Here is a 21,874-nt window from a genome sequence, read left to right as displayed (position 1 = left end):
TCGTTGCAACATCTCCTAAAGGAGGTGTCAAATGGGACGACCACAGGGCTGGGGTTCGGAAAAGACGGGAAGACCAATAATGCGATCGCCTGGCAGGCCTGGTGTCAATCAACTCGAGACAAAGCGAGCGTTCTGGAACTGTATCCGGCAGGGCATGGAGACCGAGGCTGCAGCGCTGGAATGTGGCGTGTCGCAACCTCTGGGACCAAGGTGGTTTCGTGAGGCGGGAGGAATGCCGCCAATCGAACTGACGCCGGGCGGTGGGCCCTATCTGTCTTTTTCTGAACGCGAAGAAATCGCGTTGCTGCGGGCACAGGGTTGCGGGGTTCGTGAGATCGCGCGGAGACTGCAGCGCTCACCTTCGACCATCTCACGCGAGTTGCGCCGTAACGCTGCAACCCGTGGTGGTACTTTGATATACAGGGCGACGGTTGCTCAGTGGAAAGCAGAGCGTGCAGCGGAACGTCCCAAAGCGTCCAGGCTGGCAGGGAACGAGGAGCGGAGGCTGTCCGTAATGCCATAGCTGCCAAGATCGTGTTATTGCCAGAGCGGTTGAGACGATCACTCACGTGGGACCAAGGCGCAGAGATGGCCCAGCATGTGCAGCTTCGAATCGATACGGGTCTGGAGATCTATTTCTGCGATCCTCAAAGCCCGTGGTAACGTGGGACCAATGAGAATACAAACGGTCTGTTACGTCAATACTTTCCGAAAGGCACTGACATCAGTCGGTACACGGAGCGTGAACTCGATGCCGTCGCAGACGCACTGAATTGCAGACCGCGTAAAAGCCTTGGATGGAAAGCACCAGCAGAAGCACTGAGAGATCTACTACTCGCGTCATAAACATCAGGTGTTGCAACGACCCCTTGAACCTAAGTTGCGCCCCTCTATCGGAGTGGTGTATCAAAGTCCCGTCGTCGCCCGGTTGGCGAGCATACAGCGCCTGTTCAAGCGCATCCAGAACAAAGTCCGTGGTCATCGACGAACTGACGCGCCAGCCAACGATGCGACGGGCGAACACGTCGATTACGAACGCCACGTACAGCCAGCCCTGCCAGGTCGAGACGTAGGTGAAATCCGACACCCAAAGTTGATTCGGCCGCTCAGCCTTCTGCCGGTTGACCCGGTCCAGCGGGCGCGGCGCGCTCGTATCGGGCGTCGTCGTGCGAACCCGCTTGCCGCGAACCGCGACACGCAGACCTTGCAGTTTCATCAGCCGCGCAACCGTACAGCGTGCCACCGGAATACCTTCGCGATTCATCTGCTTCCAGACCTTCGGCACGCCATAGACCTGCATGTTGGATTGCCAGACGCGCTTGATCTCTGGTTGCAGAATCTCATCGCGTTTGGCGCGGGTGCAGCGTTTGGCAGGATCGCGAAGCTGCGCAGCATGGCGTCGGTAGCCCGACGGGGCAATCCGCAAGACATTGCAGATCGGCTCGACCCCGAAGGTGTCGCGATACTGATCGATAAAGGCCTTCAGGACTTGAAACGGCGGTCGAGCTCCGCCTGGGCGAAAAACGCGCTCGCGACCTTGAGAATCTCGTTGGCACGACGCAACTCCTTGACTTCGCGCTCCAGGGCCTTGAGGCGCTCGCGCTCGTCCGTGGTTACGCCTTCGCGCTCCCCGTGGTCGACCTGGTCGCGCTTGACCCACCCGTGCAGTGTCTGCGGTGTGCAGCCGATCATCGGCGCAATCGATTCGACCGCCGCCCACATCGACGGATGTTCGCTACGCTGCTCGCGCACCAGACGCACTGCGCGCTCCCGGACTTCCGGGGAAAACTCCGTTATCTTCTTGTTCATGGCTCGATTCTCTCAAGAATTCGAGCCTCCACAAAATTCGGTGCGGTTCACTTCGTCATGTCGCTCGGCTGCATTGGCCTGTTAAAGGAGATTTTGGACGAAGCAGTTGACTTAGCAATCGACGAGGAAATAGAAAGAATCACAGCCGATATTCTTGAGCGTGGCAACCTCAGATTGATGCAGAGAGAAACTCTCGCGAAAGAGTTGCTTGACGGTTTTCGGCTCATTGAAGGGCGCGACCACCCTGACAGGACTCTATTCGAACACGCTTCCAGTTCCGAAACGAACAGGCGCAAATGCCGTCCTGGGACACGGTCACCGACGCGAGATGCAATCTGGTCGATTCGTTGGATCAAAATTTGTCAGCGCCATCAGTGTCGTCTCAGTAACCACTGCCCCACATGCGGATACCAGCGGCGATTCGAAATTTCTTCCCGACAGCTATGCGGCTATTGCTCCCGATGCCAAGGATGGCTCGGCGCTGAAAAAGCTGAGTCACTGCCCGCGCGACTAACAGCGGAACAGCACTATGAGGCTTGGGCAGCAGAATGCGTTGCAAATCTTCTCGCCAATCACCCGCCGACAACCACTGCAGATGGCAGGAGAAGCATTTCAAAAGTCATTGATCGAGGCATTCGCCGTTTTTTCGATGGGAACGCGGCTGCGTTTTGTGAGCACATTGGCGTATCGAAGTCCAGCCCCCGATATTGGCGTGATGCGGGACCTCCACAAGCCAACACGCTTATCGACATCTCGTACTGTCTCCAAGTACCCTGCGTGAGTTGGTCATGGGAATCGACGATTTCAAATGCAGCCGCCCCCTCCCGCTTCCCGCCCGACACTCTCGCAGGCACGCCCGCGCCAATACCCGACCGAGGGACTGGAAAGAAATCCGGAAGTTCCTGACGAAAGTCGCAACCGGCGAACATTCATTTGACAGCTTGACGTCCGCTGCGAGAGCACTACATCTAGAGCCGAGTCAGGTATACGCTCACTTTCCGGATCTGTGTCGACAAATTGCGAAATCGACCCACGACAAGCGCGACAAATTGCTCCAAGAGGCCCACCAAAAGCGAGAAGCTTTCCTTAGCGAGAGTGTATCGATCGAGACGACTCGCATGATTTCGGAAGGGGAATATCCGACCGTCAAGAAACTCCTGCAATTCGCTAAATTGCGAGGACTTGGCGTGGACAAAACGACGGACCGTCGTTGCATCCGCGGGCGCAGCTTGGCGCGCTTGAGCGCGGGTCTCTAGACGCCCCGCATCGGAGGAGAGCGCCTCCAAACCGTAGCCGAGGCATGCGCAAAATCAGATAAAGAAGTGTCGCACGCGCATCCTGAGCTACCGCATCAGCGGATAGAGACGTAGTGCATGGCAAGTTGGAACCGCTTCTAGCGGTGATGCCCGTCTATACCGCACACGATGGAGAACGAGACGCCCAGCCCTCCTGAACGTGCAGCTTGTTACAACTTGCGGCAAAAAATTCACCATATAGCTTCCAAACGGAAGTTTTATGGTTACCTCTACACGGGAGTCTCGAAATCGCGCAAAGCCTTATGGCGGAAGGCAGCCGACTACAACTCCCGCCCGGACAGCGCCGCCAGGTATGACTCCCGCCTCGACCAACCGTCACATACCCATAATCGTACCCATACTTCCTGCAACAGCAGGTTCGGGCTCGCATTCAGGCCGCTCAGCCCGTCCCGCCCCGGACAATGTGCCACGCCCGCCCCCCAATGGACCAGGAGTTCGGGATCGCTGTTCAATTGCCAGTCAACAGATACCACCAGGTTCAGATCACCCGTTCCCAACGCACACTGCCAAAGCGAGGAGACCCACACGAGCCGCCCCATCGCTGTTTCAAGTTTGCATAAGCAAAAGTTTACGTTGCCGATGCCCAGTATTCCGAAATCCGCAATCGGCAACTTTCGCGGATGCCATGAGAACCTCGATCCCTTTCAGTCACCTATCGACTGTCCACTTTCCACGTGAACATGTACCGCATCGACGCAATTCAGCTCAGCGAGGCAAGCGCTTCCGGCGTAAAGTCAGCAAGCTCATCTGTGCGCGCCGCCAACACCTTTTCCAGCCACGCCGGGTCCTGCAAAAGAGGGCGTCCCACCGCGACGAGATCGAATTCGTCTCGTTCCAGTCGCGCGAGCAGTGGTTTGAGCGGCGCGGGTTTGAACCGCTTGCCGGCAAACGAGCCATAGACGTCCCCGCCAAGACCAACGGACCCCACGGCAATCGACGTTACACCCGTCAACTTTTTCGCCCATCCGGCGAAGTTGAGCGTCTCGTCGGCTTCCGGGAAAGCGGGTTCCCAATAGCGGCGTTGCGAACAGTCGAAGGCGTCTACGCCGGCGTGCACAAGAACGTTCAACCATTTGCCCAGCACCTCCGGGCTCTCGGCAAGGCGCGCCTCGAAGTCTTGCGGCTTCCACTGCGAAAAGCGAAAAATCACCGGGAAGTCGGCGCTAACTGAGCGCCGAACCGCCTTCAGGATTTCCACGGCGAAGCGCGAGCGTTCGATGAGCGTCGCGCCGCCGTACGCGTCATCACGCGTGTTCAACTCCGCGAGAAAGAACTGGTTAATCAGGTAGCCATGGCCACCGTGCAACTCCACGCCATCAAAGCCGAGCCGCTCGGCCTGCGCGGCGGCGCGCGCAAAGGCATCGATCGTGTCTGCGATGTCCCCGTCGGTCATGGGCTTTCCGGCCACATTGCCGGTCACGGAAAGACCGGACGGACTTTCATAAGGTGCCGGCGGTTGCCAATTCGGTTTGTTGTTCGAACGCTTTTGCCCCACGTGCCACAGTTGCGGCATGATGCGCCCGCCGGCGGAGTGGACCTCGTCGACGACCTTTTTCCATGCGGCGAGCGCAGCCTCTCCGTAAAAGAGCGGCACATCTGGCTCGTTGACCGAAGCAGGTCGATCGACGCCAGTTGCCTCGGTGATGATCAGGCCCACGCCATGCTCCGCGCGCCGCCGGTAATAAGCGGCCACATCCGCGGTAGGGACGCCACCGGGCGAGAAGCCGCGCGTCATCGGAGCCATGACGACGCGATTGGGCAGATGCAGATTTTTCAGTCGATATGGAGTGGACAGGATATCTAAATTATTCATCGGGCTATCTCGCAAGTGGGTCCCGAACGCGATCAAGGGACCGGGCGCGCGGCGCGTCGCCGCGGTTTCTCCGGCTCAGTCAGGCGCGCGTGACCTTAGGGAGGGTTCGTGGTAAAAGCTAATTATTAGAGTTTATCGCCATTCGCGAGACTAAAGCAAATATTTTGCGTTTGCGGATATCGCCGACGCCGGGTGGCGCCACATTGGGAAAGGGACACGTGACGACGAAACTCCAGGCTGAATCCGCCGAAGTCAAGGCAGCGGCACCGCGGCCGGGCGGCCGGGCCGCCCGCATCCAGGCTGCGATTTTCAGCGCTGTCGAAAGCCTTCAGCAAGAAGTCGCTCCGGCCGAATTGACTGTGCCGGCCATCGCGGCCGCAGCGGGCGTCACGCCCTCGACGATCTATCGACGCTGGGGAACGTTGGCGCAACTGCTCTCGGACGTCGCGGTAAAACGCTTGCGGCCAGATTCGGAGCCGGCGGATACCGGCACGCTGGGCGACGACCTCGCCCGCTGGCTCGACGAATACGTTGACGAACTAGCGTCGGGCCCCGGCCGCGCGTTGCTATGCGAAATATTAGGAGCGGGTAGCAGCGAGAATGCGCAGCTTTGTTCGAGCAGGACGCAACAGCAGCTCGACGCAATTCGGCTTCGCGCGATCCAGCGGGGCGAGACTCCGCCTGAGACCGACGTGCTCTTCGATCGTGTGATCGCGCCTGTCGTGTACCGGATCCTGTTCGCGAAGCAGCTTCCCGACGTGAGCTATGCGCAGGCGCTGCTAAAGGGCGTGCTCGGAAGTGTCTGAGTATTCCGTAGCCGCAAGGTGACGGTACTGGTTCGGGACCAAAGCGCCGGGTGGCGCGCCTGCTGAACGTCGTCATGGCCAGTCACAGAAGTCACAGCGCCGACTATTTACAGATGCCGGGTCCATTTCGGCCGTCAGGCTCGCGCAGTGTGAAAGATTACGGCTGAATGGGCAACGCCCGCACGCGTCAGTCGATACGCCCCGTAACAAGCAGGGCGGTTCCGTGCAAGATGAAGCCGATAACGTCGAAATATTTCATGTAAATCTATCGAATGGTCGCGGACCCTCACTGTCAGTATTCCGGCTGGAAAGGCTGCAAGCATGTTGGAACGCTCGGCGACTTCGTACCGCTAGATAATCCGGTATTCAGCGAATGGGCGCCCGAAACGTTTGGGTGGTTGCCTCCATCGCTGGAACGTAACGACGAGCCAGCTATCAACGAATGACCGCCGTTTTAACGCGCCTCAGTAAATTACGCAGCGCTTAAAAAAAGCGGCGGACCTGGTGCCCGCCGCCACGCCAACTTACTTCGCTTTCAAGAAAGCTTCACCTCTCCCAAGGCGAATCCGTCGGGTCGATCTCATAGCGCTTCAGGGCGGCGGCGTGCTTTTCCCGATCGATTGAGGCGAGCGCGGCCGTAGCGATATGCCAGCGATCCACTTCGAAGAAACGCCGCAACGCTCCACGCGTGTCGCTGCGGCCGAAACCGTCAGTGCCAAGCGCGGTATAAGGTGCTTCCAGATACGAACCGATCAACTGAGCATAAGCACGCACATAATCGCTCGCCGCAACTACGGGCACCGTGCCCGGCAGACAGCGCTTGAGGTGACTCGTGTGCGACCCATTTCCTCCAAAGAGATCGCAGCGTTCCGCCGCGCGCGCGTCTCGTGCGAGCTCCGAGAAACTAGTCACGCTCCAGATTTCCGACGGAACATGCCAGTCCTTTTCCAGTAACTCCGCCGCGAGAATGACTTCGCGAAGAATTGCCCCTGAGCCAAGCAGCCGAACGCTGGGTGGCCCGTCGCCACGCGTGCCGTACCGGCGCATGCCCTTAACGATGTCGGAATACTGATCCAGCCCTATGGGTGCATGCGTGTAGTTTTCGTTGACCACGGTCAAATAGTAAAACTCGTCGCACTGCTGTTCGAGCATGCGCCGCGCACCATGATCGACGATCACTGCCACCTCGCCGGCAAACGCCGGATCATAGGCGCGACAGTTCGGCACCGCGGCCGCGACCACATGGCTCGTCCCGTCCTGATGCTGCAGTCCTTCGCCCGACAGCGTCGTGCGTCCCGCTGTCGCGCCGACGAGAAAGCCACGTGCGCGCTGATCCGCCGCCGCCCAGATAAGGTCGCCTACGCGCTGGAACCCGAACATCGAGTAGTAGATATAAAACGGCAGCATGGAAATGCCGTTCACACTGTAGGAGGTCGCCGCGGCGGTCCACGAAGCCAGCGCGCCCGCTTCCGTGATGCCCTCTTCCAGCAACTGCCCGTCCTTCGCCTCTTTGTAGAACAGCATCGAGCCGGCGTCCTCGGGCTCATAGAGTTGACCGTGCGGAGAATAGATCCCCACCTGCCGGAACAGACTTGTCATTCCGAAGGTGCGTGCTTCGTCCGCGACGATGGGCACAATGCGCGCGCCCAACTCCGGATGCTTGAGCAGGTTGGTGAACATCCGCACGAGCGCGGTGGTGGTGGAATTTTCGCGCGCATCGGGGGCCAGCGCGAATTCTGCATACCTTTGAATAGGCGGCACGGCCACGACGTCGGCAAGCGTCGCGCGACGAGGCAGATAGCCTCCGAGCGCCTCGCGCCGTCTACGCAGATAGCGCAACTCTTCGCTGTCTTCGTCGGGTCGGTAGAACGCCATCTCCGCCACCTGTGTGTCGTTGAGCGGCAGCGCGAATCGATCGCGAAACGCCTTTAGTGCGTCAACGTCGAGTTTCTTCTGCTGATGCGCGGTGTTGCGCGACTCGCCGGCCTGGCCCATGCCAAAGCCCTTCTTCGTCTTGGCGAGAATCACTGTGGGCCGGCCACGATGCGCCACGGCGGAAGAAAACGCAGCGTGCAGTTTGCGGAAGTCATGACCACCGCGTCGCAACGCATCGATCTCCTCCGGCGACATGTGCGAAACCAGGCTCTCCAGTTCGGGATCGAGATTGAAAAAGTTATCGCGGTTATACGAGCCATCGTTCGCACCGAGCGTCTGATATTGACCGTCGACCGTGTTCGCAAGCCTGCGCAACAGCGCGTGATTGCGGTCGCGAGCGAACAGAGCATCCCAGTCCGAGCCCCAGATCACCTTGATGACGTTCCAGCCCGCGCCCCGAAACAACGATTCCAGTTCCTGAATGATTTGACCGTTTCCGCGTACTGGTCCGTCGAGCCGTTGCAAATTGCAGTTAATCACGAACGTCAGATTGTCGAGGCCTTCACGCGACGCGAGCGACAACGCAGCGATGGACTCGGGTTCGTCCATTTCCCCGTCACCGAATACGCCCCAGACGCGGCGCGTGGCGGTCTGCTCAATTCCCCGATGTTCCAGGTAGCGCAGAAAGCGCGCTTGATAGATTGCGCTGATCGGCCCGATTCCCATCGATCCAGTGGGAAATTGCCAGAACTCGGGCATCAGCCACGGGTGCGGATACGAGCAGAGCCCACCACCATCCACTTCCTGCCGGAAGCGCTCCAGTTGCTCCTGCGCGAGACGCCCCTCGAGAAACGCACGCGCATAGATGCCTGGCGCCGAGTGCGGCTGGAAATAGACCAGATCGCCTTTGCCCGCTGGCCCATCGGCACGAAAGAAGTGATTGAAACCCAGCTCGAAGATTTCCGCCGCCGAAGCGTAACTCGCGATATGGCCGCCGAGTTCTCCGTAAGCCTTGTTCGCCTTCGCGACCATAGCCAGCGCATTCCAGCGGATGATCGATGTAATGCGCTCCTCGATAGCCAAATTGCCCGGATACGGCGGCTGTTTTTCGACCGGAATGCTGTTGCGGTACAGCGAAAGCCTATGCGCATCCGGCGGCGCACCGAGATGGCTCGCGTGGTCGGTAAGTCGCTGCAAAAGAAATGAAATACGCTCGATGCCAACGTGATGCGCGACACCTTCCAGCGCTTCGAGCCATTCCGCCGTCTCTTGCGGATCGCTATCGTTTTCGCTGGCGGGCCACCCGCCTGCACTCACCTGTGCGGAATATCCAACACTCATGCGCGTTTCTCCAGCTTCAATAGTTGACGTCGCGAGCCGCCGGCCATCCGGGCAGGCGCGCTCGCGACGCTGGCAAACCGGCAGCGCATCATTCACGACGCGCCTGCGCGGCTTGCCCCATTACCCCTCTTTGCCTCAAGGTCGTCGACGGATTGTGTCGGGCAGTTTTTGCCACGGCAGGTCGCCTGGATCCACCGCCATCGCGCCGCGCGCCTTGGCCGTCAGGATGTCCGTGCGCTCGTTCTCGACAAGCGGCGCAAAGTCGGCGCGAAAGTGGTTGCTGCTCTTAACCACGATGATCTTCATCTGCTCCGGGTGAACGTCGACGAAGCGGAAAATCTCCCTGTCCTGCGCACCGATTTTGGCGCTGGCAACGACGACCAGCACGCCGTCGATTTCAACGCACGCGGAGGGTCCCAGCTCGGCAAGAAACCCCGTCATCTTGGGCCCCTTGTAGGTTACCCAGCCGTCGCTCACCGCCTTGACCGTGAACTCGCCTTCCACCGGCGGATCGCTGGGACCGTCCCACAGCATCGACGGCTGCCCCAGGCGCCCGCAAAAGCGCCCGCCGACACCGGCCTCGATGGCTTGAGCAGCGAACGCGGGATCGTTCATAACAGCGAGCGCGACACGCTGCGGGAAAACTGCCCCCGCGCGCGCTTCGAGCAGCGCGTGCAGCATGCCCGTCGTGGACCCCGTACCGCCAATGCCGGGATTGTCTTGCGTGTCGGCGATCACTACGGGTTTGTCGGTTTCCTTGCCGCGCCGGATGGCTTCCTTCACGGCGTCTTGCGCCGAATACACGTTCAGCCGCCATTGCGTAGGCTCGCTCGCCATGGCCTCGAGTTGCGCGACGGCCTCTTGCGCTTTCTCGCCGATACTCCAGATCATCGGCGCGCATTCCGCGAAATCAGATGACGGAAAACCCATGCAAAAGTTGGACAGAGTGCCGAGTTCTACGTCGATTTGCGCCAGGCGCTCGTAAATCTCTTTCGGCTTTCCGAAGGTCGTATTCTGCGAGTTCACCGGAATCAGAAACGGCAGTCGCGCGTAGTGGATCGTTTCGCGGCGGCCGTGCAGGAGCCGGCGGCGCAACGCCTCCGCCGCCAGTGCGCCCGTTTCGACATAATCGATATGCGGGTAAGTGCGAAACGAAAGCAGTGCGTCGGCGCAAGCGAGCATTTGGTGCGTGACGTTCGCGTGCAGATCGAGACTGGCGACGATCGGCATGTCGTCTCCAACGAGCGCGCGAATACGGGCCAGCAGTTCGCCCTCCGCGTCGTCGACTCCCTCTGCCATCGCGGCGCCGTGCAGGTCCAGGTATATTGCTTCGAACTGCTTTCTTTTTACGTCTGCACAGATTTCTGCGCTGATCTTTTCAAATGCCTCAGCCGTGATGTAGGACGACGGTACTGCCCCGCACCAGAGGCTAGGCACGGGCTCCCACGCCTGTTCGCGTGCGAAGCGCAAAAAGCCCATGCCCGGGACCGGTACCTTGTCGAGCATGGCAAGCATTGGCTCGCCACGCACGGCCGGCGGAAAAATCTCACCGGCCTCGAAGGAGGACCAGGGCGCGAGATCCGGCGCGAACGTGTTGGTTTCGTGTTTGAACCCTGCAATCAGGACTTTCATGCGATGACTCCCGTTACGCGTCTGCATGCTGCAAGGCATAGTTGACGACCTCGTCGTGCCGCGCGAACCACACACCCGGCAGACTCTTCGCATACTTGATCAACTCGTCGAGTATCCAGATGCGCGAGCGGTTCGTGATGACGTGCGGATGCATCGTCAGTTCGAACAATCCACCTTCTTCGTATGCGGCATCGAGTTCGCGCTTGAAGATGTCGAATACGCCCGTGGGCGGCGTGTAAGGACGCAGTCCCTGGAAGCGATGCATCAGGAAATATACGGCGTCGTCGCGAACCCAGTCGAACGGAATCTCTGCGACGCCCGAGGGCACACCGTTCAGATCGAGTTCGTAGCAGTCGTCGTCCGCGCCGAGCGAGGAATCGTAGACGAAGCCGAGGTCGCGCAAAAGCTGAAGCGTGTTCTCCGAAAAGTCCCCCGAGGGCGAGCGAAATCCTGTCGGGCGTCTGCCGGTCACGTCTTCCAGCGTATCGAGCGAGCGCGAGAGAAGATCGCGCTCATCTTCGAGCGCCAGCTTCGAATTGAGTTCGTGGATCCAGCCATGCACGCCGATTTCGTGGCCGGCATCCACGATGCGCCGCTGCTCGTCCGGATACAGCAGCGCGGTAACCGCAGGCACGTAGAAACTCGCAGGCACGTCATGCTTTTCCAGCAACGCCAGCAAACGGGGCACGCCCACGCGGTGGCCATATTGCCCCCACGCAAGACGATTGATGGATACCCCGCCATCGCGCAACTCGTTCGTTTCGTGGTCCGAGTCGAATGACAACGCCACGGCGAGTTTCGTGCCGCCCTCCCACGTTTTTGGGCGGAGTCTGCGCCCGGCGCGAACGCGGTTGACGCGTCTGCGCCATTCGGATTCGGGCCATTGCCACGGTTGCATCGTTATCTGTTCGGTCATCGGGAACTCGCATCGTGCGCTTGCGCGCAGCTCAAAGTTAAGGAAACGCCCCGCGCGCAATGGCTGCGGGTAAACACATGAATCGAAGCGGCTTGGCGCACGGCATTCAATCCAATGCCAGCGGCAGGAGGCATGCCTTGACACACCCCGTCATGTCGATGACTTTAAAAGAACCAGTTATTTACCAGTTGACAATTTGGGACATCGGCTTTTCTAATAGAGACACAATTTGCAAAGCAGCTCGCGGAGCGTGGGAGACGGCACAGTGAAAAGAGTCGTGAGAAGCGGGACGTTGTTTGGCTATCTGAAGGCGGCCAGCGAAGTCGGCATCGACGGCGAAGCCATGCTGAGCCGAGTGGGATTGAGCAAGGATTTCGCCGATCATCCGGACAGCCTCATTCCGTTGGACGCGTTCGTGCGGCTACTGGATCTCTCCGCCGTCGAGTCGGGTCGCAACGATTTCGGCGCACGGGTAGCGATCGCGCGCGGCGTTCCCGACTACGGGCTCGTCAGCCTGCTGCTGCGCGAAGAAGAAACACTAGGCGACGCGTTGCGCACGCATGTTGCGCATCTGCACCATCATTGTGATGGCATCTACGTCAGTCTCGATACGCGCTTTGGCAATCCGTTTCTCTCGTTTCGGATCTTTTCCGACTACCCGACCACGCAGGTCATGGAATTCGCCGCCTGCGGACTCGTCCAGCTTATTCGCTGGCTGGTTGGTTCCGACTGGAACCCCTCGACTGTGTGCCATGAACATTCCCGTCACACTCACGCAATCACACAAAGCGCCTTCCTGCGCTGCGAACCGCGCTACGATCAGGTCATCAGCGGCATTCTGCTTGGGCGCGACGCGTTGAGCCTGAAAGTCACTGCATCTCCGGCAGTTCTGCGGCGCCAGGCCAAAACGCTGATAGAGCAAACGCTCATGAGCGCGCCCGATCATTTCGAAGTCCGCGTCGCACAAATCATGAGCCAGCAATTGCATGATTCGAATTACAACGCCGACACGCTGGCCGACATTCTGGGCATGAACCGTCGCACGCTGCACCGGCGGCTCGCGAGCCGCGGACTTTCCTATTCGGCGCTGTTGCAGCAGGTGCGCAGCGACGCCGCCAAGCGGATGATCGAGCTGAATTCGATACCTCTAGCCGAGGTTGCGGAAGCGGTCGGGTTCGGCAGTCTGAGTTCGTTTTCCAGATGGTTCCAGAGCAGTTTCGGTTGCAGCGCTTCGGAGTGGAAGCGCAAGCATCGCCCTGCGGTTCAATAACGTATTGCCGCGTACGGCGAACCCTCTTCGTAGCATTGACCTGAAACTCCATGAGGCGCTGTCCGCTTTGGGTGGCGCCTAGTCAACGCCCTCCCGCCCGTCCGACCTCGTCAGGGTTTTCCCCTTGGGCGCATGTCCCATTCTGAAAAACGTCTGTCCCACGATGTCAATTACAAAGAAATTGACGCACTTACATTGATATCCACTCCGATCACTTCGGGGCGGTGGCGCTGAACGATCGACTGCTTCCTGAACGGAATCGGAACAGGCGACGCGCCAATTCGTGCCTGTTCGGCGGTGAAGCGAAAGCCCTTATCTCTGTGACTGACAGCAACGACTGAGCTTTCCATACTGAAACTCATCTTTTGAAGGCAAAAACATGCGTGAATATGAGCATGGTCCACGTTCCGGTGTACCGGCGTGGCGCACCATCGTGGCCACTGGATTGCTGGCGCTGTCGTTCGCTTTCTCATACATGGACCGACAAGTCTTGCCCTTGTTGTTCGAGTCGGTCCGCCATGCCTTCTCGATGAGCGATACGCAGATCGGCATGCTTCAGGGGCTCGCATTCAGCTCGTTTTACGCCTTCGCGGGAATTCCGCTCGGCTGGCTGGTGGATCGCTACCATCGTGTCAGGATCGCCGCCGCCTGCGTCGCCGTCTGGGGTGTGGCAACTGCGGCGTGCGGGCTGAGTGGCAGTTTCGGCCAGTTTTTCGCCGCGCGCACGGCCACTGCTATGGGCGAAGCGGGCTGCTCGCCCGCCGCATACTCGATACTCTCCGACATGCTATCGGGCCGCGCGCTGTTGAGAGCCACCTCGGTTTACAACACCGGGCCATATATCGGCGGTGGCATGGCGCTCATCCTGGGCAGCGCCGCGCTGCGGCACTTCACAGACACCGGCGGCATCGCCTTGCCGATGGCTGGGCACTTTACTCCGTGGCAAGCGGTTTTTATCGTGCTGGGTCTGCCCGGTCTGATCTTGTCCGCGCTGCTCTTGCTGATACGCGAACCGAAGCGCCGCGAGGTCGGCGGCCACGAAAACGACATCTCCACGCGGGCCACCTTGAAGATGCTCTCCGGCTCGTCGCAATTGGTGCTGTACTACGCGGGATGGGTGTTTATTTCGTCGGGCTTATTCGTGCTGTTGACATGGTTTCCGAGCGTGATGATCCGTGAAGGCTTCGGTACGGCGTCGACCATCGGCCGGCCGCTCGGCGTGATGTTCCTCGCGGTCGGCTTGAGCGGCTGTTTCCTCTCGCAACTGCTGCTGCGCAAGCTGAATAATCGTGACCTGCTCAGCCCGCTGCTGCGCCGCCTTTCGATCGTGCTGGCAATACAGATTCCGTTGATCGCCGCCTTCGTACTCGTCGATACGGCCACGACGGCCTACTGGTTTTATGCCTGCGAGGTAGCGGTGTTCTCCGCTGTCACGACGTTCATGGTCACGCCAATCCAACTCGTGGTGCCCAACCGCATGCGCGGGCGCGCCACGGGCGTGTTCCTGATGTCCAACTACATGATCGGCGCCAGCCTTGGGCCGGCGGCGGTCGGCGCGCTCAGCGACCGGATGAAGGGCGATCCGCACGGCCTACTCACCGCGTTCGTGACTGTGCTGGGCGTTTCGTGTGTTTGCGCGGTAATCCTGATGTACCTCTCATCCAGCCGCCGCCTTTCTGCGAACCACTCCTGCCCGATACACGCGGACGCTCTGCCTAAGAATTCGTGAGCGCCCGACCCGTCGACGTGCAAGGCGCAACCCGCAAAAACAATTCGATCTCATTCCTTCGCCATGAAAAAAATCCCTTCGATTTTTATCGTAGTACTATTTATTCTGATCTATCCCGAGATGGCATCTGCACAGAGCAGCGTGACGCTCTACGGCGTCATCGACACCGGTATCGAATACCAGACGAACGCACAGAAGACGCGTCACTCGGTGGTGCAGGCGGGCTCGGGCGAGGTCTACGGCAGCCTGGTCGGATTGACCGGCTCCGAAGACCTGGGTGGTGGCATAAAGGCAATTTTCAAGCTCGAAGCGGGCCTCAATCCGAATACCGGGGCGTCTTTGCAAGGCGGCCGTCTGTTCGGGCGATCGGCGTGGGTGGGGCTGGCGAACGACAACAACAAGATCATCTTCGGCAGGGTCTATACCCCGTTCTACGACGTCCTGCTTTATCTCGACCCGCTATTGGGATCGAACGTGAGTTTGCTCACTCAGGATGGCGGCTTCACGTCGCGCGTCGACAATGGCGTGCGCTATACGCGTACCGACGGCCCGTTTCACGAAAACGTGGTGTACAGCTTCGGGCACGATGCGGTCGACGCGCCGCTCGGAACGACGGCAGGCGCGGCAAGGAATTCGAAGGAGATTTCAGCGTCCATCGACTACACGACAAAGACCGCGATGGTGGCGCTCGTCTACGATGACATTCACGGCCCGCTCGTCGCCAATCAATACCAACTCGGGCTCTTCGTACCCGCCCTCTCGATCACCGCGCCGACTACGGGTGAACGCGCGCAGCGGATCGCGGCTGCCGGGCGATATACGTTCAAGGACACCTCGCTGTTTGCGGGCTACCGCCATTTACGCACGATCGTCGATGGTCAGATCCAGAACTCGAATCTCTTTTGGACAGGCGCCACCGAACAACTAAGCGCTGCATGGTTCGTCGCGCTGGGCGTGTACCATCAGCAGGTCACCGGCATCGATGCGAAACCGACTTCCGTGGCCTTTCAAACCCAATATCTCCTTTCCAAAAGAACGGCGCTTTATGGGAATGTCGGCAAGGTCTGGAACACGGCCGCGAGCAATATGGGCATAGACACCCAAACGCAGACGTTGCTCGGCGCCGGGCAACTTGGAGCCAGCATCGGGATTTACCATAAGTTTTGACGTTCAAGCTCGCCGAGGCGCCGCTCGGCAAACTGCTCGTTTCGGTCGCGCCCCGATTACATCTCGCCATTGCAGCAGGAACGGTAAATAACGATCTCCGGTGCTATTGCGTGAGGTTCAGCCCTCCAAATCCACCTGCCTAGCCCAGCCAGCGCGCGTCGGGCCACCGGCCCTCTTCGAAAGTGTTCTTCACGCAGTCCATCAGCACACCCACCACGCAGCGCACCGGCGCCGTAGCCTGGCGACTGCTGGGCGCCGCCAGCACGATGGTGCGCTGCAAACCCGGCGAGGCCAGCGGCGCGGCGCACAGCAGACCGTCTTCGACTTCCTGCCTGACGCATACGGCCGGAAGAATCGTCCAGCCATGGCCCTGCGCAACTAGTTCCTTTTGCACGCTAACCGCATTGGTTTCGGCGAATACCTGCAGCGTCAGATTAGCAGCGGCGGCGGCGTGCTCAATCAAGGCGCGCAGGCCACGCGGCGCAGAGGGCAGCACGAAAGGCTCGCGCGCGACGCGTGCGAACGCGAGCGGGCGCTTACGCGACAACTTCGCGGATGGCTCCGACACCACCCAGAGGCTTTCTTCGATCAGTGCCTTCACATGCAATGCGGGTGTTTCCTTCTGGCCATAGAGCAGCGCGGCGTCGACATCGCCGGCTTCAAGCCAGTCCTGCAGATGTCCGGCGTAACCTATCGTCAGCCGTAGTCGGATGTGCGGGTAGCGCCGTGCGACCTCGCTCGTCAACAGCGTGGCCAGCAGATCTGAGGTGCTGGCGAGGAGCCCGATGCTCACGATTCCCGCGACCGGCCCTTCGGTCGGCTGGATCTCGGCCTTGGCGCGCGCCACCTCGTTGAGGATGCGGTGCGCGTATTCGAGCATGGTCTTGCCCGAAGACGTGAGCTGCATGCCATGGCGGCTGCGGTCGAACAGCTCCGTGCCCATGTCCTCCTCGAGCAGGCGCAACTGGCGCGATACGGCGGGCTGTACGAGATTCAGTACGGTGGAAGCGCGCGTGACATTGCCGGTCTCGGCCACGGTCACAAAGGCGCGCAGTTGCTTGAGATCCATCGCGGACACCTCTATTCCGAAAATTGATGCCTCGATCAAAGAATTCTATTTTTCTGTAAATCCATCAAATATTACTATGGATCAACACAAGCAACGATCGAGACCGCCTCCATGAGTGCTTCCATTTTTTCCGCCCCCGACCAGTACCAGGAGATTCGCGACGCAGTGCGCGCGCTGTGCGACCACTTCCCGGCCGACTACCACCGCCACATCGACGAGAAGCGCGGCTACCCCGAGGAATTCGTCGACGCACTCACCAAGGCCGGCTGGCTCGCCGCGCTGATTCCGCAGGACTACGGCGGACCAGGACTGTCGATGGCCGAGGCGTCGGTCATCATGGAAGAGATCAATCGATCTGGCGGCAACTCGGGCGCCTGCCACGGTCAGATGTACGTGATGAACACTATCGTCTTCAGTGGTACGGAACAACAGAAGCAGCGCTATCTGCCTCGTATCGCCGCGGGCGAGCTACGCGTGCAGTCTATGGGTGTGACCGAACCCACTACCGGCAGCGACACCACGAAGCTCAAGACGACAGCTGTGAAAAAGGACGGCCGCTGGGTCGTCAACGGCCAGAAGGTGTGGATCTCGCGCGTGCAGCACAGCGACTTGCTGATTCTTCTCGCGCGTACCACGCCGATCGACCAGGTGCGGAAGAAGAGCGATGGGCTTTCCTGCTTCATCGTGGAACTGGACAAGACGATCGGCAACGGCCTCACGGTGCGGCCCATTCTCAACATGGTCAATCATGAGACCAACGAACTGTTCTTCGACAATCTGGAATTGCCCGAAGATGCGCTGTTAGGCACCGAAGGCAAGGGTCTCAAAGTGATCTTCGACGGCTTGAACGCCGAGCGCACACTGATCGCCGCCGAATGCATCGGCGACGGCTACTGGTTCCTCGAAAAGGCACGCGACTATGCGAGCGAGCGCAACGTGTTCGGGCGTCCCATCGGCCAGAACCAGGGCATCCAGTTCCCGCTGGCGGAATCCTTCATCGAACTCGAAGCGGCCAACCTGATGCGCTGGCGCGCCTGCCAGAAGATCGACGCGCGCCAGAACGCGGGCGTGGAAGCCAACATGGCCAAGTACCTCGCCGCCAAGGCCAGCTGGGAAGCGGCCAACGCCTGCCTGCAGACGCATGGCGGCTTTGGCTTCGCGTGCGAATACGACGTGGAGCGCAAGTTTCGCGAAACGCGCCTGTATCAGGTCGCGCCCATTTCCACCAACATGATCCTGGGACATGTGGCCGAACACGTGCTGCAGCTTCCGCGTTCCTACTGATCCTCGAAAAGGAATCCGCGTAATGAAGATTCTCGTACCTGTCAAACGAGTGGTCGACTACAACGTGAAGGTTAGCGTCAAGGCCGATTGCAGCGGCGTTGATATCGGCAACGTCAAGATGAGCATGAACCCCTTTGACGAGATCGCCGTGGAAGAAGCCGTGCGCCTGAAGGAAAAGGGCGTGGCCACCGAAGTCATCGCCGTTTCCGCCGGTGTAGTGCAGTGCCAGGAAACGCTGCGCACCGCCCTGGCGATCGGTGCGGACCGCGGCATTATGGTCGAAACCGATGCCGAACTGCAGCCGCTGGCCGTCGCCAAAATCCTGAAGGCACTCGTGGACAAGGAGCAGCCCGGCCTCGTCATCCTTGGCAAGCAGGCCATCGACGACGACGCCAACCAGACCGGTCAAACGCTTGCGGCACTGGCTGACCTGCCGCAGGCGACCTTTGCCTCGAAGGTCGAAGTGGACGGCGACCGTGTCAACGTGACGCGCGAAGTGGACGGAGGCCTCGAAACCCTGTCGCTTTCCATGCCCGCCGTCGTGACCACCGACCTGCGTCTGAACGAGCCGCGCTATGTCACGCTGCCCAACATCATGAAGGCCAGGAAGAAGCCGCTTGAGACCGTCACGCCTGCGGAACTCGATGTCGACGTGGCGCCTCGGCTCAAGACGCTCAAGGTGACGGAGCCCGCAGGCCGCAAGGCCGGCGTCAAGGTGGCCGATGTGGCCGCGCTCGTCGACAAACTCAGGAACGAAGCCAAAGTGATCTAAGGAGCCGATGGAAATGACCGCACTCGTTATTGCAGAACACGACAACGCTTCGATCAAAACCGCCACGCTGAACACGGTCACCGCGGCCGCAGCCTGTGCCGGCGAAGTCCATGTGCTGGTAGCCGGTGAGTGCGCCGCAGCCGCTGCCCAGGCGGCCGCGCAGATTGTCGGCGTGGCCAAGGTCGTCCACGCCGACGGCGTATCGTTGAAGGACGGTCTCGCTGAAAACGTCGCGGCGCAGGTGCTGGCCATTGCCGGCAACTACAGCCATCTCCTGTTCGCGGCAACCACCGGCGGTAAAAACGTCGCGCCGCGAGTCGCGGCGAAGCTCGACATGGCGCAGATCAGCGAAGTCACCCGGGTGGTGAGCAGCGACACCTTCGAGCGCCCCATCTATGCGGGCAACGCGATTGCCACCGTGCAATCGGACGAAGCCGTCAAAGTTATCACCGTGCGCGCCACGGGCTTCGATGAGGCGATGCCCACCGGCGGTAGCGCCGCGATTGAAACGGTGGCGGCTGTGGCCGATTGCGGCAAGAGCCGTTTCGTAAGCCGCGAGGTGATGAAGAGCGACCGCCCCGAACTGACGGCGGCGAAAATCGTCGTCTCGGGCGGCCGGGCGCTCGGCAGCGAAGAGAGGTTCAAGGAAATCATCACGCCGCTCGCGGACAAGCTTGGTGCGGCGATCGGCGCGTCGCGCGCGGCAGTGGACGCGGGCTACGCGCCGAACGACCTGCAGGTGGGCCAGACGGGCAAGATCGTCGCGCCGCAGCTGTATGTGGCCTGCGGCATCTCGGGAGCGATCCAGCACCTGGCGGGGATGAAAGATTCGAAGGTGATCGTCGCGATCAACAAGGACGCCGAGGCGCCGATCTTCAGCGTGGCCGACTACGGTCTCGAAGCCGATCTGTTTGCGGCCGTGCCCGAACTGGTCAAGGCACTGTAAGGCCCGAAGCGGCCGTCATTCTGATTCCTCGGGTAGAGCGCAATGCATACGAGTCTTGAAAGCCCTGCTTCCTTCGAGGCCTGGGTGGGCCGCCACGCGGAAACCTCAGACCTTGTCACCGAGGCGCCTGTGCGTCTCATGCAGGCCACGCTGGACGCCGGCGATGCCGGGGAGTTGACCTCCGAACTGCCGCCGCTATGGCACTGGCTGTATTTTCTGCCAGGCGAGCGCCAGTCGGGCATCGGTACGGACGGACATCCGAAGCGCGGCGGCTTTCTGCCGCCCATCGCGTTGCCACGCCGCATGTGGGCCGGCGGGCGGCTGAGGTTTCCACGCCCGCTGAGCGTCGGTGAGCCGATTCGGCGCGTCTCGACGATCACGAGCGTTCAGAGCAAGTTCGGGCGCAGCGGCCAACTGGTGTTCGTGACCGTGCTGCACGAAATCAGCGGCGACAACGGCGTCGCCATTCGCGAAGAGCAGGACATTGTCTACCGTGACGCGGCGGCGCCCGGCGCCGCCACGCCCCAGCCCGCGGCCGCACCCGACGATGAGCAGTTCGGCCGCACCGTCACACCCGACCCCGTGCTGCTGATGCGTTATTCGGCGTTGACCTTCAACGGTCACCGCATTCACTACGATCGTCCCTATGCCATGCAGGAAGAGGGCTATCCGGGCCTCGTCGTGCATGGGCCGCTAATCGCCACGCTATTGATGGAGACGCTGCGGCACGCGCATCCGGACAAGATCGTGCGCCGCTTCGAATTCAAGGCTGTGAGCCCGTTGTTCGACACCACGCCGTTTTCGGTCAATGGCAAGCTCGAAGGCAGCACGGCGCATTTATGGGCGCGCGGGTTCGAGGGCCAGCTGGCGATGCAGGCCAGCGCGGAAGTTGAATAGCATCGGGCGATCAACACGAAAGACGAGAAAATCCATGTCAAAACCCAATCGCAAAGGCCCGCTCAGCGGCCTGACTGTCGTCACCCTGGAACACGCGATCGCCGCACCGTTCTGCACCCGTCAGCTCGCCGACCTGGGCGCGCGCGTAATCAAGGTAGAGCGTCCTCGCGTCGGCGATTTTGCCCGCGCTTACGACCATCGCACGCGCGGACTGGCTTCGCATTTCGTCTGGACCAACCGCTCGAAGGAAAGTCTGACGCTGGATCTCAAGCAGCCCGAGGCTCAGGCAGTGCTGGGCGAGTTGATCGCCGAGGCCGACGTCCTCGTGCAGAACCTTGCGCCCGGCGCAGCCGCGCGCATGGGTTTGTCGTTCGAGACACTGCACGCGAAGCACAAGAAACTCATCGTCTGCGATATCTCGGGCTATGGCGCCGATGGGCCCTATCGCGACAAGAAAGCCTACGATCTGCTGATCCAGAGCGAGGCAGCCTTTCTCTCGATCACAGGTACGTCGGAAGAGCCCAGCAAAGCCGGCAACTCGATTGCCGACATCGCGGCCGGTATGTACGCCTACACGGGCATTCTGAGCGCGCTGCTGCAACGTGGCATCAGCGGCGAGGGCTCACATGTCGAAGTATCCATGCTCGAAGCGCTGGTCGAATGGATGGGCTTTCCAATGTACTACGCCTACGATGGCCAGCAGCCGCCCGGACGTAACGGCGCGGCGCACGCCACCATCTATCCCTATGGTCCGTTCAGGACGGGCGATGGCCGGGTGGTGATGCTGGGTCTGCAAAACGAGCGCGAATGGAAGCTGTTCTGCGACGCCGTATTGCGCCGCCCTGAACTCGCAACCGACCCGCGCTTCAATGCCAACGTGCGCCGCGTGGAAAGCCGCGCGGCCTTAAAGGAGGTCATCGAGCAGACGTTTGCCAGCCTGACGGCGCAGGACGTCATCGCGCGTCTCGATGAGGCGCAGATTGCCAATGCCGCCGTCAATCAGGTCGGCGATTTGTGGACGCATCCGCAGTTGAGGGCGCGTGAGCGTTTCGCCACCATCGGTTCACCCGCCGGTGAGCTTCAGGCGCTGCTGCCGCCCGCCAATGTCGATAGCTTCGATGTCCGGATGGATCCCGTGCCCGCGCTGGGCGAACACAGCGCGGCGATTCTGCGCGAACTGGGACGGTCAGAGGCCGATATCCAGAAGCTTCATGCCGATGGAGTGATCTGAC

At 60.5% G+C, this 21,874-nt stretch carries 16 protein-coding genes, 2 pseudogenes and 1 other annotated feature; of the genes and pseudogenes, 11 read left to right on the top strand and 7 right to left on the bottom strand.

Annotated features, from left to right (window positions below; genetic code table 11):
• Positions 1 to 31: 31 nt before the first annotated feature.
• Positions 32 to 846: pseudogene (locus BC1002_RS36710) on the top strand (IS30 family transposase).
• 34 nt (positions 847 to 880) lie between these two features.
• On the opposite strand, the pseudogene BC1002_RS36705 reads toward BC1002_RS36710, so the two are convergent.
• Positions 881 to 1,809: pseudogene (locus BC1002_RS36705) on the bottom strand (IS3 family transposase); the annotation flags it as partial.
• Positions 1,412 to 1,528 (bottom strand) — a sequence feature (AL1L pseudoknot). Its footprint overlaps the pseudogene before it by 117 nt.
• 208 nt (positions 1,810 to 2,017) lie before the next feature.
• Between BC1002_RS36705 and BC1002_RS37965 the strand changes: the two are divergent.
• On the top strand, positions 2,018 to 2,323 hold the full coding sequence (locus BC1002_RS37965; protein WP_157874759.1) for a hypothetical protein: 306 nt from the start codon (positions 2,018 to 2,020) through the stop codon (positions 2,321 to 2,323).
• A 1,502-nt stretch (positions 2,324 to 3,825) separates the two neighbouring features.
• Here BC1002_RS37965 and BC1002_RS26640 read toward each other — a convergent pair.
• On the bottom strand, positions 3,826 to 4,938 hold the full coding sequence (locus tag BC1002_RS26640; protein WP_013093099.1) for an NADH:flavin oxidoreductase: 1,113 nt from the start codon (positions 4,936 to 4,938) through the stop codon (positions 3,826 to 3,828).
• Positions 4,939 to 5,156: 218 nt separating this feature from the next.
• On the opposite strand from BC1002_RS26640, the gene BC1002_RS26635 reads away from it, so the two are divergent.
• Complete coding sequence (locus tag BC1002_RS26635) at positions 5,157 to 5,744, top strand: TetR/AcrR family transcriptional regulator (RefSeq protein ID WP_013093098.1); 588 nt, start codon at positions 5,157 to 5,159, stop codon at positions 5,742 to 5,744.
• A gap of 546 nt (positions 5,745 to 6,290) precedes the next feature.
• Here BC1002_RS26635 and mdeB read toward each other — a convergent pair.
• The 3 genes from mdeB to BC1002_RS26620 all read right to left on the bottom strand — a co-directional run bounded on the left by mdeB (position 6,291) and on the right by BC1002_RS26620 (position 11,382).
• Positions 6,291 to 8,960 (bottom strand): alpha-ketoglutarate dehydrogenase, encoded by a 2,670-nt coding sequence (gene mdeB / locus BC1002_RS26630; protein ID WP_013093096.1) that lies wholly within the window; start codon positions 8,958 to 8,960, stop codon positions 6,291 to 6,293.
• A gap of 135 nt (positions 8,961 to 9,095) precedes the next feature.
• Positions 9,096 to 10,592: a M81 family metallopeptidase gene (locus tag BC1002_RS26625; RefSeq protein WP_013093095.1), complete on the bottom strand. Its 1,497-nt coding sequence runs from the start codon at positions 10,590 to 10,592 to the stop codon at positions 9,096 to 9,098.
• Positions 10,593 to 10,605: 13 nt separating this feature from the next.
• Positions 10,606 to 11,382, bottom strand: coding sequence for a polysaccharide deacetylase family protein (locus BC1002_RS26620; RefSeq protein ID WP_238537972.1), 777 nt, complete (start codon positions 11,380 to 11,382; stop codon positions 10,606 to 10,608).
• A gap of 391 nt (positions 11,383 to 11,773) precedes the next feature.
• Here BC1002_RS26620 and BC1002_RS26615 point away from each other — a divergent pair, with 391 nt between their 5' ends.
• On the top strand, positions 11,774 to 12,778 hold the full coding sequence (locus tag BC1002_RS26615; RefSeq protein WP_013093093.1) for an AraC family transcriptional regulator: 1,005 nt from the start codon (positions 11,774 to 11,776) through the stop codon (positions 12,776 to 12,778).
• Between the two features lie 170 nt (positions 12,779 to 12,948).
• Here the strand turns inward: BC1002_RS26615 and BC1002_RS37960 are convergent, their stop codons facing one another.
• On the bottom strand, positions 12,949 to 13,128 hold the full coding sequence (locus tag BC1002_RS37960) for a hypothetical protein (RefSeq protein WP_157874758.1): 180 nt from the start codon (positions 13,126 to 13,128) through the stop codon (positions 12,949 to 12,951).
• Positions 13,129 to 13,157: 29 nt separating this feature from the next.
• Between BC1002_RS37960 and BC1002_RS26610 the strand changes: the two genes are divergently transcribed.
• Entirely contained in the window at positions 13,158 to 14,507 is a 1,350-nt protein-coding gene (locus BC1002_RS26610) for an MFS transporter (RefSeq protein WP_013093092.1), read from the top strand.
• A gap of 63 nt (positions 14,508 to 14,570) precedes the next feature.
• Positions 14,571 to 15,674, top strand: a complete 1,104-nt coding sequence (locus tag BC1002_RS26605; protein WP_013093091.1) for a porin — start codon at positions 14,571 to 14,573, stop codon at positions 15,672 to 15,674.
• A 139-nt stretch (positions 15,675 to 15,813) separates the two neighbouring features.
• On the opposite strand, the gene BC1002_RS26600 is transcribed toward BC1002_RS26605, so the two are convergent.
• The gene (locus tag BC1002_RS26600) at positions 15,814 to 16,743 is read right to left on the bottom strand and encodes a LysR substrate-binding domain-containing protein (RefSeq protein WP_013093090.1); all 930 of its coding nucleotides are present in this window, start codon (positions 16,741 to 16,743) and stop codon (positions 15,814 to 15,816) included.
• A gap of 111 nt (positions 16,744 to 16,854) precedes the next feature.
• On the opposite strand from BC1002_RS26600, the gene BC1002_RS26595 reads away from it, so the two are divergent.
• From BC1002_RS26595 to BC1002_RS26575, 5 genes are read left to right on the top strand one after another with little or no spacing between them, the layout of a single operon-like run.
• Complete coding sequence (locus BC1002_RS26595; protein ID WP_013093089.1) at positions 16,855 to 18,027, top strand: acyl-CoA dehydrogenase family protein; 1,173 nt, start codon at positions 16,855 to 16,857, stop codon at positions 18,025 to 18,027.
• Between the two features lie 22 nt (positions 18,028 to 18,049).
• Positions 18,050 to 18,799: an electron transfer flavoprotein subunit beta/FixA family protein gene (locus tag BC1002_RS26590; RefSeq protein ID WP_013093088.1), complete on the top strand. Its 750-nt coding sequence runs from the start codon at positions 18,050 to 18,052 to the stop codon at positions 18,797 to 18,799.
• A gap of 13 nt (positions 18,800 to 18,812) precedes the next feature.
• Complete coding sequence (locus tag BC1002_RS26585) at positions 18,813 to 19,745, top strand: electron transfer flavoprotein subunit alpha/FixB family protein (RefSeq protein WP_013093087.1); 933 nt, start codon at positions 18,813 to 18,815, stop codon at positions 19,743 to 19,745.
• Between the two features lie 42 nt (positions 19,746 to 19,787).
• Positions 19,788 to 20,642 carry an HTD2 family dehydratase gene (locus tag BC1002_RS26580; protein ID WP_013093086.1) on the top strand — a complete coding sequence of 285 codons (855 nt, stop codon included), beginning with the start codon at positions 19,788 to 19,790 and terminating at the stop codon, positions 20,640 to 20,642.
• Positions 20,643 to 20,676: 34 nt separating this feature from the next.
• Complete coding sequence (locus BC1002_RS26575; RefSeq protein WP_013093085.1) at positions 20,677 to 21,873, top strand: CaiB/BaiF CoA transferase family protein; 1,197 nt, start codon at positions 20,677 to 20,679, stop codon at positions 21,871 to 21,873.
• Position 21,874 lies beyond the last annotated feature (1 nt).

Origin of the sequence: Paraburkholderia atlantica (genome assembly GCF_000092885.1) — a bacterium.
Classification (GTDB): Bacteria; Pseudomonadota; Gammaproteobacteria; order Burkholderiales; family Burkholderiaceae; genus Paraburkholderia; species Paraburkholderia atlantica.
This window is presented reverse-complemented; position numbering and strand designations above follow the sequence as displayed.

Coding starts and splice junctions, on each gene's coding strand:
- BC1002_RS26640 (WP_013093099.1), bottom strand. CDS start 4,938: ATGAATAATTTAGATATCCTGTCCACTCCATATCGACTGAAAAATCTG.
- BC1002_RS26600 (WP_013093090.1), bottom strand. CDS start 16,743: ATGGATCTCAAGCAACTGCGCGCCTTTGTGACCGTGGCCGAGACCGGC.
- BC1002_RS26585 (WP_013093087.1), top strand. CDS start 18,813: ATGACCGCACTCGTTATTGCAGAACACGACAACGCTTCGATCAAAACC.
- BC1002_RS26580 (WP_013093086.1), top strand. CDS start 19,788: ATGCATACGAGTCTTGAAAGCCCTGCTTCCTTCGAGGCCTGGGTGGGC.
- mdeB (WP_013093096.1), bottom strand. CDS start 8,960: ATGAGTGTTGGATATTCCGCACAGGTGAGTGCAGGCGGGTGGCCCGCC.
- BC1002_RS26575 (WP_013093085.1), top strand. CDS start 20,677: ATGTCAAAACCCAATCGCAAAGGCCCGCTCAGCGGCCTGACTGTCGTC.
- BC1002_RS26590 (WP_013093088.1), top strand. CDS start 18,050: ATGAAGATTCTCGTACCTGTCAAACGAGTGGTCGACTACAACGTGAAG.
- BC1002_RS26610 (WP_013093092.1), top strand. CDS start 13,158: ATGCGTGAATATGAGCATGGTCCACGTTCCGGTGTACCGGCGTGGCGC.
- BC1002_RS26595 (WP_013093089.1), top strand. CDS start 16,855: ATGAGTGCTTCCATTTTTTCCGCCCCCGACCAGTACCAGGAGATTCGC.
- BC1002_RS37960 (WP_157874758.1), bottom strand. CDS start 13,128: ATGGAAAGCTCAGTCGTTGCTGTCAGTCACAGAGATAAGGGCTTTCGC.
- BC1002_RS26605 (WP_013093091.1), top strand. CDS start 14,571: ATGAAAAAAATCCCTTCGATTTTTATCGTAGTACTATTTATTCTGATC.
- BC1002_RS26625 (WP_013093095.1), bottom strand. CDS start 10,592: ATGAAAGTCCTGATTGCAGGGTTCAAACACGAAACCAACACGTTCGCG.